Origin of the sequence: Parabacteroides sp. 52, assembly GCF_010500925.1 — a bacterium.
GTDB lineage: Bacteria > Bacteroidota > Bacteroidia > Bacteroidales > Tannerellaceae > QVMG01.
On the sequence record NZ_QVMG01000008.1, the window covers coordinates 51,727 to 65,104 of the forward strand.

The following is a 13,378-nucleotide window of genomic DNA, read 5'->3' on the forward strand; positions in this document are numbered from 1 at the left end:
ATGTTTTTTCTTTGTAATGAAATTAACTTAATCCATCCAAGTAAAAGGGAAGGAGAGGGGGAGAGCCTCTCTCCTGTTCCCTTTCTGTAGCTAAGAAAAATATGAAAAAAACACTCCCGCTGTTTGTTGCCTGTTTGAGTCTTTTGTTAGGAGGCAGTTCTATATCCGAAGTGAAATTAAAACCCCAAAAGAAGGATGACTCTGTATCAGCCTTTTCCTGCTGTAAAAAGAATACAAGCAAAGAGAGTGAAGAAAGAAGAATGTATAAGAATCCGGTAATCGGTTACAGCTTACCAGATCCGACAATTCTAAAAGCGGATGACGGATACTTCTATCTGTATGCAACGGAAGATATACGCAATATACCTATTCATCGTTCGAAGAACCTGATCGACTGGGAAGAGATAGGAACTGCTTTTACCCATGAAACCCGTCCTGTGTTTGAACCTAAAGGGGGCTTATGGGCTCCGGATATCAATTATATAAACGGACAATATGTTTTATACTATTCCATGTCGGTATGGGGTGGGGAATGGACCTGTGGGATAGGGGTTGCAGTGGCAGACCGCCCGGAAGGTCCTTTTGTCGATAAAGGTATGTTGTTCAGGAGTAATACGATAGACGTACAAAATTCCATCGATCCATATTATATAGAAGACAATGGCAAGAAATATCTTTTCTGGGGTAGTTTTCGGGGATTATATGCCGTCGAACTATCGGACGACGGACTTTCCCTGCAGGAAGGAGCGGAAAAGAGACAGGTTGCGGGAACTGCCTATGAAGGTGTATATGTACATAAACGTGGGAAGTATTATTATATGTTTGCATCCATAGGCTCCTGTTGTGCTGGGGTGAAGAGCACATATACCACGGTAGTAGGAAGATCTTCGGTTCTTTGGGGGCCTTATCTGGATAAGCAGGGCCGGTCGATGATGGATAATCACCATGAGGTAGTAATCGGTAAAAACGAACGTTTTGTCGGAACAGGACATAACTCGGAAATCGTTTCCGACGCGGATGGAAACGATTGGATCTTTTATCATGCAGTTGATTTGCAGCATCCGACAGGCAGGGTGCTCCTGATGGACCGGGTGAAATGGCTTGATGACTGGCCGGTAGTGGAAGGGGGGAAGCCTTCTCTGGAAGCAGATACTCCGGTTTTTTAATACATATATTACATATATTTTATACACTATATTAAATCGAATAACATGAAAAAGAGACTATTAGTATGTTTTGCCCTGGTTTTAGCCATAGGTGCACACGCTCAGTGGAAACCCGTAGGTGATAAACTAAAGACCAAGTGGGCGGAAGAGATCAATCCGAAGAATGTCTTACCAGAATATCCGCGTCCGCAGATGGAACGTTCTGACTGGGTGAACCTGAACGGGGAATGGGAGTATACTATCCAAACGAAAGGGGCGGTAGAACCTGTTGCGTTTGAAGGGAAGATATTAGTCCCTTTTGCAGTAGAGTCATCTTTGTCCGGAGTACAAAAACAGGTAGGTGATAAAAACGAATTATGGTATAAAAGAAGTTTTACCGTACCGGCCAACTGGAAAAACAAAGACATTATGCTTCATTTCGGTGCTGTAGACTGGAAGGCAGATGTATTTGTTAACGACATCCTGATCGGTTCGCATAAAGGTGGATTCACTCCATTCTCATTCAATATCACCCCGTATCTGACAGGAAAGAATAATCAAAAGTTGGTAGTTCGTGTGTGGGACCCGAGCGAAAAGGGATATCAACCCCGTGGAAAACAAACCTCTCGTCCGGAAGGTATCTGGTATACTTCGGTGACAGGAATCTGGCAGACTGTATGGTTGGAGCCGGTAGCTACCGAACATATTACAGCGATTAAAGCCATTCCGGATATTGACAACGGAGCAATGGCTGTAACTGTTTCAGCTTCTTGTGGTTGCCCAACAAATATCATTGAGGTGAAACTCTTGGATAAAGGGAAGGTAGTAGCTACCGCGAAAGGGTTAGCCGGTAAAGAGATGCGTTTAGGTGTACAGAACCCGACATTATGGGATACAAACAATCCGTATCTGTATGACATGACTGTATCTTTGTCTAAGAACGGCAAAGTGGTAGATGAAGTAAAATCCTATACGGCCTTCCGTAAGATTTCTATGAAAAAGGATGAGAACGGTATTATGCGTATGCAGCTGAATAATAAAAACGTATTCCATTACGGTCCGCTCGATCAGGGATGGTGGCCTGATGGTTTATATACTGCTCCGACGGATGAGGCGTTGTTGTATGATGTTGTCAAGACCAAAGACTGGGGATTCAATATGATCCGTAAGCATGTGAAGGTAGAACCAGCGCGTTGGTATTATCATTGCGACAGAGAAGGTCTGCTTGTTTGGCAGGATATGCCAAGTGGGGATATGGGCAATCAATGGGCACCTCACCAGTACAACGCAGGAACCGACAAGAACCGTTCACAAGCTTCTGTTGCTAACTTCTACCAGGAATGGAAAGAGATTATGGATTTCTGTATCTCCAGCCCATCAGTGGTGGTATGGGTTCCATTCAACGAAGCCTGGGGGCAATTTGATACGGAAAAGGTAGCGGAATGGACGGCCAATTACGATGCCTCCCGTTTGGTGAATCCTGCCAGTGGAGGAAATCATAGGGCTTGTGGGGATATCCTGGACTTACATAACTATCCTGGACCGAAAATGTTCCTGTTCGATCCGCAACGCGTAAATGTGTTGGGAGAATATGGTGGCATCGGTTTGCCGATGGAAGGGCATTTATGGCAGACCGACAAGAACTGGGGCTATATCCAGTTCAAAGATAAAAATGCGGTAACGGCCGAATATGTGAAATATGCGAACGAACTGAAAGGTATGGTTGACAGAGGCTTCTCCGGAGCTGTATATACCCAGACAACAGATGTAGAAGGCGAAGTAAACGGTTTGATGACTTATGACCGTAAACAGATCAAGATCAATGAGGCGGATGTGAAGAAAATCAATCAGGAAGTTATCAATCAATTATCTAAATAAGGTGGATGCCGGTTTATTCCATCTGCCGTGAAACACCGGAAAGATAGAAACTGAATAATAAAAAATCCGGTCATTCATAAGCTTTTCATTTGGGAGCTTTTGAATGACTGGATTTTTTATACCCTATAATTAGGTTTATGCAAAAGGAGATCACCCCGGAAATCAAAGGGGTAGGATCAAGAACCTGGATAAATTTGACTGTCGACGATCGTCGACAGTACTGTTGATAGCTATCAACAGTATTGTCCATAATTATCAACAGTACTGTCGATAGCTATCAACACTAAAATTCTCAGCGGTTTTGACTTATCCTGAAGTTGGTTGTCACTTTTAGTCCCCCCCTCTCTGAAACATTTCATAAGATTCCAGGGAGATCTGCCAAGTAACAAGGGAGAGAGTGTTAAACTCTCTTAGGCTTCACCCGGTATGCCGCCCAGGGGAGGCATAAAGTCGTCGAAGTTGGCTGTTTTATCTCTTTGCTGTTGTCCGTCAAACTGGGAGATATTATCCTGTAAAGCCCCTAACAGCCGTTTGGCATTATCAGGAGTGAGGATGATCCGGCTTTTGACTTTGGCCTTGGGTACTCCGGGCACGATGCGGATAAAATCCAGGATAAATTCGGAGGAGGAATGGGATATTATTGCCAGGTTGGCGTATGTGCCTTGTGCCATCTCTTCGGATAGCTCTACTTGAATCTCATTAGGTTGTTTTTTGTTTTCCATACGTTCTTCTTTTGATGATTTGTTTTTTGCAAACAAATATACGCATTTAGAAGAATGGATAATGATAAAGAGGGGTATAAAAGTGAAACGACCACCTTCACAGGCAGTCGCTTCCATGTTGTGTTTTTAATTCTCAATTCTTTAGACCAATGTAAAAATACTTTTGTGTTTAAATAATAATCTATTAAAACGTTTTTTTCAAGTTTAGATACATAGTGCTAATATCTATCACTAGATCGAACAAAAGTACAGAGTTTTATACGAACAGCCAAATATTCTAAGAAAATTCTATACATGAAATAAAAAAAGAGCTACCGGAATTGGCTCCGGTAGCTCTTAAATACCTATATAAAGGCTTCTTATTCGTTTTCCATTGAGCTGAAATCAACGACTGTCTTACGGTTAGCCATGATACGCTCAAATTCATCTTTTGCTCCAACAACGAGTTTATCAAACTCACGTTGACCGGTACCGGCAGGGATTAAGTGTCCGCAGATTACGTTTTCTTTCAAACCTTCCAAACGGTCAACCTTTCCATTGATAGCAGCTTCGTTCAATACTTTGGTTGTTTCCTGGAAGGAAGCAGCCGACATAAAGCTGGTGGTCTGCAGGGCAGCACGGGTGATACCTTGAAGGATCTGGTTGGCTGTAGCAGGAACTGCATCACGTACTTCTACCAGTTTCAAGTCACGACGTTTCAACATACTGTTTTCATCCCGAAGTTTACGGGCGGTCACAATTTGTCCGGCCTGCATGGTTTGTGAATCACCGGCATCAAGCACTACTTTTTTGCCCCAGATACGATCGTTTTCATCCATCACATCCAGTTTATCCACTACCTGTTGTTCCAGGAAGCGGGTATCTCCCGGATCGACGACTTCTACTTTACGCATCATCTGACGCACGATCACTTCGAAGTGTTTGTCGTTGATCTTCACCCCTTGTAGGCGGTATACGTCTTGTACCTCATTCACAATATATTCCTGAACGGCTGTAGGGCCTTTGATAGCCAGGATATCTGAAGGAGTGATTGCTCCATCTGATAAAGGCATACCTGCACGGATATAGTCGTTTTCCTGAACCAATAATTGTTTGGATAATGGAACCATGTATTTCTTCACTTCACCCAATTTAGAGGTGACTGTGATTTCACGGTTACCCCGTTTGATCTTACCGAATCCAATTTCTCCGTCGATTTCAGAAACAACAGCTGGGTTGGATGGGTTACGTGCCTCGAACAATTCTGTTACACGAGGCAAACCACCGGTGATATCACCTGTTTTACCAACAGCACGTGGAATCTTAACCAATACTTCACCCGCTTTCACTTCATCGCCGTTTTCTTTCACGACGTGTGCTCCCAGGGGTAATGAATAGTTTTTCAGGTGATCACCCTTCTCATCAACGATATGCGCAGCCGGAGCTTTTGTCTTATCTTTGGATTCGATGATAATCTTTTCCTTCAAACCTGTTGTTTCGTCACTTTCTACTTTGTAAGTAACGTTTTCTATTACGTTTTCAAATTCGATCTTACCCGATACTTCCGAAACGATAACGGCGTTGAATGGGTCCCATTCAATAATTACATTTCCTTTTTTCACCTTGTCTCCACTCTTGAAGAAGAGTTTAGAACCATAAGGAATATTATGTGTGAGCAATACAATGTTTGTATTGGGGTCAACGATACGCATTTCAGCCAGACGGCTAACAACTACTTGGTGTTTTTTACCGCCTTCAACAGCTTCAACAGCGCGAAGTTCGTCAATTTCAAGGATACCATCGTATTTAGAAATGATACTGTTTTCGGTGGCGATGTTAGAAGCAATACCCCCTACGTGGAATGTACGCAATGTCAACTGTGTACCCGGTTCACCGATAGATTGTGCAGCAATAACGCCGACAACTTCTCCTTTTTGAACCATTCTTCCGGAAGCCAGGTTACGGCCATAACATTTGGCACATACCCCCTTCTTGGATTCGCAGGTAAGAACCGAACGGATCTCTACGCTTTCAATAGGTGAGTTTTGAATCATCTCTGCCGCATCTTCACGGATTTCTTCACCGGCGTTAACAATGATTTCACCTGTTAATGGGTGTTGAATATCGTGAACAGATACACGACCCAGGATACGTTCGTACAGCGAAGCGATTACTTCTTCGTTATTTTTCAATTCTGTACAGATCAATCCACGCAATGTACCACAGTCTTCTTCGTTGATGATCACATCATGAGATACGTCAACCAGACGACGGGTCAGGTAACCGGCATCAGCCGTTTTCAAAGCGGTATCCGCCAAACCTTTACGAGCACCGTGCGTAGAGATAAAGTACTCCAACACAGACAATCCTTCTTTAAAGTTCGAGAGGATCGGGTTTTCAATGATCTGACCTCCTTCAGCTCCACTTTTTTGCGGTTTGGCCATCAAACCACGCATACCGGATAACTGACGGATCTGTTCTTTAGAACCACGGGCACCGGAATCCATCATCATGTATACGGAGTTGAATCCATCGTTGTCTTCAGCCAATTTCTTAATAAGGATATTCGAAAGTTTGCTGTTAACGTGGGTCCATGTATCGATGATCTGGTTGTAACGTTCGTTGAAGGTGATGAATCCCATGCTATAGTTAGCCATGATTTGTTCTACTTCAGCATCTCCTTCTTTTATCAATATTTCTTTTTCAGCCGGGATGACAACGTCAGCCAGGTTGAAAGATAATCCTCCCTTGAAGGCCATCAGATATCCCAGGTTCTTAATATCGTCAAGGAACTGAGCGGTACGAGCTACTCCACATACCTTAATCACGTTACCGATGATATCACGCAACGATTTTTTACCTAAGATTTCGTTGATATAACCTACTTCTTTTGGCACGAATTCATTTACCATTAAGCGGCCGACAGAAGTTTCTATCATTCTCTTTATGGTATTTCCTTCTTTGTCTACATCGTTCACATAGACTTTGATTGGAGCATGGATAGAGACTTTACCTTCGTTATAGGCAATTGTTGCTTCTTCCGGTCCGTAGAAAGTTAATCCTTCTCCTTTGCTACCTTTGCGCATCTTGGTGATGTAATACAAACCAAGCACCATATCCTGTGAAGGAACGGTAATAGGAGCCCCGTTAGCCGGGTTTAAGATATTGTGTGAAGCAAGCATCAACATTTGCGCTTCCAGAACCGCTTCATTGCCTAAGGGCAAGTGTACAGCCATCTGGTCACCGTCAAAGTCGGCGTTGAATGCCGTACAAGCCAACGGGTGCAACTGGATTGCTTTTCCTTCAATCAATTTCGGTTGGAATGCCTGGATACCTAAGCGGTGCAATGTAGGTGCACGGTTCAGTAACACAGGATGTCCTTTCATTACATATTCCAAAATATCCCAAACAACGGGTTCTTTACGGTCTACAATCTTTTTGGCTGATTTCACCGTTTTTACGATACCGCGTTCGATCAATTTACGAATAACGAAAGGTTTATAAAGTTCGGCTGCCATGTTTTTGGGCAAACCACATTCATGCATTTTTAGTTCAGGACCAACGACGATAACCGAACGGGCTGAGTAGTCCACACGTTTACCCAATAGGTTCTGACGGAAACGACCTTGCTTCCCCTTCAAGCTGTCTGAAAGAGATTTCAACGGACGGTTGGCATCTGTTTTTACAGCACTTGATTTACGAGAGTTGTCAAACAAGGAGTCTACCGCTTCCTGAAGCATACGTTTTTCATTACGTAAGATTACTTCCGGAGCCTTAATGTCGATCAGACGTTTCAAGCGGTTGTTACGGATAATCACACGACGGTACAGGTCATTTAAGTCGGAAGTCGCAAAACGTCCCCCATCCAGTGGCACCAATGGGCGCAATTCGGGTGGAATTACAGGCACTACTTTCACAATCATCCATTCCGGTTTGTTACGACCACGAGATGCACGGAAAGATTCAACCACCTGTAAACGTTTCAAGGCTTCATTCTTGCGTTGTTGGGAAGTATCTGTACTGGCACGGTGACGTAAGTCATAGGAGAGTGAATCCAGATCCAGACGAGCCAATAATTCGTAGACTGCTTCCGCTCCGATCTTTGCAATGAATTTGTTCGGATCGGTATCTTCCAACATTTGGTTTTCTTTGGGTAGGCTATCTAAAATATTCAGATATTCTTCCTCAGATAGGAGATCCAACTCAGTAACGTCTTCAACTGTTCCTGCTTGAATCACTACATAACGTTCATAATAAATGATAGAATCCAGTTTCTTGGTAGGTAAACCTAACAGGTAACCGATTTTGTTCGGCAATGAACGGAAATACCATATATGCGCTACAGGGACCACCAAATGGATGTGTCCCATACGTTCACGACGTACTTTCTTTTCTGTAACTTCTACCCCGCAACGATCGCAGACAATTCCTTTATAACGGATGCGTTTGTATTTACCGCAATGACATTCGTAGTCTTTGATCGGACCAAAAATGCGCTCGCAGAACAAACCGTCACGTTCAGGTTTATACGTACGATAGTTAATCGTTTCCGGTTTTAGTACTTCACCGCTTGAGTTTTCAAGAATCTCTTCTGGAGAAGCTAAACCGATTGTGATCTTTGAAAAGTTACTTTTTATCTTATTTTCTTTTCTAAAAGCCATATTCCTTCAAATTGAAAATTGAAAATTGCTTTACGTTTCGCTAGGCGAACGTTGTTTGAAAATTAAGAATGAAAAACAGCCTATGAGATAATCTCCTGTTTTTCATTCTCTCTTATATTTAGTCCAGAGTGAAACTCAAACCAAGTCCTCTGAGTTCATGAAGCAATACATTCAATGATTCAGGGATTCCCGGTGTTGGCATAGGATCACCTTTCACGATTGCTTCATAAGCTTTTGAGCGTCCGACAACATCGTCCGACTTGATTGTTAGTATTTCTTGAAGGATGTGAGCCGCACCGAATGCTTCCAGTGCCCAAACTTCCATTTCCCCAAAACGTTGTCCCCCGAACTGGGCTTTACCACCTAAAGGTTGTTGGGTGATCAAAGAGTACGGACCGATTGAACGGGCGTGCATCTTATCATCTACCATGTGACCCAGTTTCAGGAAGTAAGTAACACCTACTGTCGCTGGTTGGTCAAAACGTTCTCCTGTACCTCCATCATATAAGTACGTTTTACCGTAGCGTGGAATACCGGCTTTGTCTGTCCATTCGTTCAGGTCATCAATAGAGGCACCGTCAAAAATAGGAGTAGCGAATTTAACATCCAGGCTTCTTCCTGCCCAACCCAATACAGCTTCAAAGATCTGTCCCAGGTTCATACGAGAAGGTACCCCTAGTGGATTCAAACAGATGTCAACAGGTCTTCCGTTATCCAGGAACGGCATATCTTCCTGACGGACAATCTTGGATACAATACCTTTGTTACCGTGACGTCCTGCCATCTTATCACCTACCTGAATCTTACGTTTTTTCGCAATGTATACTTTCGCCATCTGTACAATACCTGTTGGTAATTCATCTCCGATAGTAAGGTCGAATTTCTTACGTCTCAGTTCAGCATCCAACTCTTTGTATTTTTTCAGATAGTTCAGGATTACCTGTTTGATCAGTTCGTTTTTATCATTGTCGGCGGTCCATTTACTTACCTGTATAGCGCTATAATCAAGCTCTTCCAGTGCCTTGCGGGTAAATTTGGCTCCTTTCAGAATCACTTCGGTGTTCATGTAGTCTTTCACACCCTGTGATGTTTTACCGTTTGTCAATACAAGCAGTTTTTCGACCAACTGATTTTTCAGATCGGCTAACTTTTCTTCGTACTCTTCGTCCAGCTTCGGCAAAATCGCTTTGTCGGTCAGACGGGATTTCCGTTTCTTCACCGCTTTGGAGAAAAGACTGGTATCAACAACAACACCCCGCAAAGAAGGAGTTGCTTTCAAAGAAGCATCTTTCACATCTCCGGCTTTATCACCAAAGATAGCACGCAATAATTTTTCTTCCGGAGAAGGATCGGATTCCCCTTTGGGGGTAATCTTACCGATCAGGATATCTCCCGGTTCGATACGTGCTCCTACGCGTACAATACCTCTTTCGTCCAGGTCTTTGGTTGCTTCTTCACTTACGTTCGGGATATCAGATGTCAACTCTTCCATACCGCGTTTGGTTTCCCGTACTTCGAGGATGTATTCATCTACGTGTACAGATGTAAAGAAGTCTTCCCGCACCATGCGTTCGTTCAATACGATCGCATCCTCATAGTTGTATCCTTTCCAAGGCATATAAGCCACCATCACATTACGTCCGAGGGCTAACTCGCCATTTTGAGTCGAATAACCTTCCGTGAGGATATCTCCGGCTGTAACGCGTTGACCAACGACACAGATAGGACGTAAGTCCACGGTTGTGCTTTGGTTCGTTTTACGCCATTTAGGAATAACATATGTTTTAATCGAATCTTCGAAGCTTACGAAATCTTCATCTTCGGAACGATCGTATTTGATTTTTATCGTTGTAGCGTCTACGTATACTACTTCACCGTCACTTTCTGCGGTAATTTGTGTACGTGAATCTTTTGCAACTTGTTTTTCAATACCTGTACCCACGATAGGAGCATCGGCATGAATCAATGGAACTGCCTGGCGCATCATGTTAGATCCCATCAATGCACGGTTCGCATCGTCATGTTCCAGGAAAGGAATCAAAGAGGCTGCGATAGAGGCAATCTGCGTCGGAGAAACGTCCATCAAATCTACTTCAGCAGGCGGAACGACAGGGAAATCAGCTTCAAATCTTGATTTAACCTTGTCGCGGATAAATTTACCCTTTTCATCCAATGGAGCATTTCCTTGGGCAACAGTCATCTTTTCTTCTTCTTCGGCTGTGTAGTAGTCCAATCCTTCTTTAGAGAAGTCTACCTGTCCGTCTTTTACTTTACGGTAAGGGGTAGATATAAATCCTAAATCATTGATTTTGGCGTATACACAAAGAGAAGAGATCAAACCGATGTTCGGACCTTCCGGTGTTTCAATCGGACAAAGACGACCGTAGTGTGTATAGTGAACGTCACGTACCTCAAAACCGGCACGCTCTCTAGACAAACCACCCGGTCCCAGAGCAGACAAACGACGTTTGTGTGTGATCTCGGCCAATGGATTGGTTTGATCCATAAACTGCGACAAAGCATTGGTTCCGAAGAATGAATTGACAACCGAAGAAATAGTCTTCGCATTGATCAAGTCGATCGGAGTAAATACTTCATTGTCGCGTACGTTCATACGTTCGCGTACGGTACGTGACATACGTGCCAGACCGATACCGAACTGATTATATAATTGCTCACCCACCGTACGAACGCGACGGTTACTCAAGTGGTCGATATCATCCACAATTGTTTTTGAATTTATCAGTTCAATCAGATACTTGATAATTTCAATGATATCTTCTTTGGTGAGTACCTTTACTTCGTCACTGGTGGTAAGACCTAATTTCTTATTGATTCTGTAACGCCCTACTTCCCCTAAGTCATACCGTTTTTCAGAGAAGAACAAGTTGGTGATTACTTCACGTGCACTTGCCTCATCTGCCGGTTCTGCATTACGTAACTGTCTGTAGATATAGAGAACGGCCTCTTTCTCCGAGTTACTTGGGTCTTTCTGTAAGGTGTTATATATAATTGCATAGTCGGAGAGGTTTTGATCTTCCTTATGTAACAATACATACTGAGTGCCTGAATCCAGGATCTCTTCTATATTATCCTGATCAAGTATCGACTCCCGATCGATAATGACGTCATTTCGTTCAATAGAAACCACCTCACCGGTATCTTCATCCACAAAGTCTTCTACCCAGGTTTTCAGTACACGAGCGGCCAGTTTACGTCCGATAAGTTTTTTCAGATTGGTCTTCGTTACCTTTACCTCTTCTGCCAGATTAAAGATTTCAAGAATATCTTTGTCGCTTTCAAAGCCGATAGCTCTCAAAAGGGTAGTTACAGGCAATTTCTTTTTACGGTCGATATACGCGTACATCACATTGTTGATGTCGGTAGCGAATTCGATCCATGATCCCTTGAATGGGATGATACGGGCAGAGTATAATTTCGTTCCGTTCGCGTGTGTACTCTGTCCAAAGAATACGCCGGGTGAACGGTGTAATTGAGATACTACTACACGTTCGGCACCATTGATTACAAAAGTTCCTCTTTCTGTCATATACGGAATAGGACCCAGGTATACATCTTGAATAACCGTGTCGAAGTCCTCGTGATCCGGATCTGTACAGTACAGTTTCAGCTTTGCTTTTAATGGTACGCTATAAGTTAATCCGCGGGCAATACATTCGTCTATCGTATAGCGCGGCGGATCGATATAATAATCTAAGAACTCTAACACAAAGTTGTTACGCGTATCTGCAATGGGAAAATTCTCTGCAAACACTTTATACAACCCCTCCTTTTTCCGTTTTTCAGGAGCAGTGTCAAGTTGAAGAAAGTCTTGGAATGACTTCAATTGTACTTCGAGAAAGTCCGGATAGGGTAGAGGATTCTTAATCGAAGCGAAGTTAACTCTTTGTTTATCAGCTGTTGAAGACATTTGTAAGGATTTTATTGAACTTAATGAAAATAAAGACACAAAAAGGTTAAGAGTCTCCTTAAATGCAGACTCTTAACCAAGTCACCTGCTTAACAGGTTATGAATATTATTTAAGCTCAACTTCCGCTCCTGCTTCTTCTAAGCTTTTCTTTAATCCTTCTGCGTCTGCTTTAGCGACACCTTCTTTGATAGCGCTAGGAGCTCCGTCAACTAAATCTTTTGCTTCTTTCAAGCCAAGACCTGTTAATTCTTTTACTAATTTAACGATCGCTAATTTATTAGCACCAGCTGATTTCAAGATAACATCGAAAGAAGATTTTTCTTCTTCGCCACCAGCAGCAGCACCGCCAGCTGCAGGACCTGCAACAGCTACAGCTGCAGCAGCAGGTTCGATACCATATTCTTCTTTCAGGATAGTAGCTAGTTCGCTTACTTCTTTTACAGTCAAGTTTACTAATTGTTCAGCAAAAGCTTTCAAATCTGCCATTTTTGTATGATTTAAATGATTATTTTTCTTAATATTAATTCTTATCTTTCTTCAAGCGTCTTTAAAAGACCATGAATTGTTTGTCCTGATGCACTCAAAGCAGAGATAACGTTCTTCGCAGGAGATTGCAACAAAGTAACAACTTCTCCAATAAGTTCGTTTTTGCTCTTTATATTTACCAAAGCGCTTAGGTTTTCGGCTCCGATATAGAAGCTTTCTTGTACGTAAGCCGCTTTTAACTGAGGCTTACCTTCTCCTTTGCTTTCTTTTGTAAATTCTTTGATCAGGCGGGCAGGGACGTTGGCCTGTTGTGAAAACATCACAGCCGTATTTCCCTTGAGTGCTACGTCTAACGGTGAGAAATCACCTTCCACGTTTTCCAATGCTTTTTTAAGCAATGTATTCTTTACTACGATCAGTTTCACCTCCTGTTTGAAGCATGCTCTTCTCAATTGACTGGTTTTCTCTGCATCTAATGCTTCGATATCAGTTAAATAGAAATTAGGATACTCATTCACAGTTGCAGCTAACAGCTCGATAATAGCGCTTTTATCTTCCTTTCTCATTGTTCAATT

Annotated in this window: 7 protein-coding genes; 2 read left to right on the top strand and 5 right to left on the bottom strand. The window is 42.8% G+C overall.

Annotated elements, in window-relative coordinates; all coding sequences use genetic code 11:
* Positions 1 to 101 precede the first annotated feature (101 nt).
* Positions 102 to 1,166 (top strand): family 43 glycosylhydrolase, encoded by a 1,065-nt coding sequence (locus D0T51_RS06315; RefSeq protein WP_163726777.1) that lies wholly within the window; start codon positions 102 to 104, stop codon positions 1,164 to 1,166.
* Between the two features lie 45 nt (positions 1,167 to 1,211).
* Positions 1,212 to 3,023: a glycoside hydrolase family 2 protein gene (locus tag D0T51_RS06320; protein ID WP_163726778.1), complete on the top strand. Its 1,812-nt coding sequence runs from the start codon at positions 1,212 to 1,214 to the stop codon at positions 3,021 to 3,023.
* A 410-nt stretch (positions 3,024 to 3,433) separates the two neighbouring features.
* Here the strand turns inward: D0T51_RS06320 and D0T51_RS06325 are convergent, their stop codons facing one another.
* From D0T51_RS06325 to rplJ, 5 genes are all read right to left on the bottom strand, one after another.
* On the bottom strand, positions 3,434 to 3,745 hold the full coding sequence (locus D0T51_RS06325; RefSeq protein WP_163726781.1) for a DUF3467 domain-containing protein: 312 nt from the start codon (positions 3,743 to 3,745) through the stop codon (positions 3,434 to 3,436).
* Positions 3,746 to 4,104: 359 nt separating this feature from the next.
* A complete protein-coding gene (rpoC, locus tag D0T51_RS06330; RefSeq protein ID WP_163726784.1) occupies positions 4,105 to 8,385 on the bottom strand; it encodes a DNA-directed RNA polymerase subunit beta' in 4,281 nt (1,426 codons plus the stop codon).
* Positions 8,386 to 8,503: 118 nt separating this feature from the next.
* Positions 8,504 to 12,316 carry a DNA-directed RNA polymerase subunit beta gene (gene rpoB / locus D0T51_RS06335; RefSeq protein ID WP_163726787.1) on the bottom strand — a complete coding sequence of 1,271 codons (3,813 nt, stop codon included), beginning with the start codon at positions 12,314 to 12,316 and terminating at the stop codon, positions 8,504 to 8,506.
* A 106-nt stretch (positions 12,317 to 12,422) separates the two neighbouring features.
* On the bottom strand, positions 12,423 to 12,803 hold the full coding sequence (gene rplL, locus D0T51_RS06340) for a 50S ribosomal protein L7/L12 (RefSeq protein ID WP_163726791.1): 381 nt from the start codon (positions 12,801 to 12,803) through the stop codon (positions 12,423 to 12,425).
* A 41-nt stretch (positions 12,804 to 12,844) separates the two neighbouring features.
* A complete protein-coding gene (rplJ, locus tag D0T51_RS06345; protein WP_163726794.1) occupies positions 12,845 to 13,369 on the bottom strand; it encodes a 50S ribosomal protein L10 in 525 nt (174 codons plus the stop codon).
* Between the last annotated feature and the right edge of the window lie 9 nt (positions 13,370 to 13,378).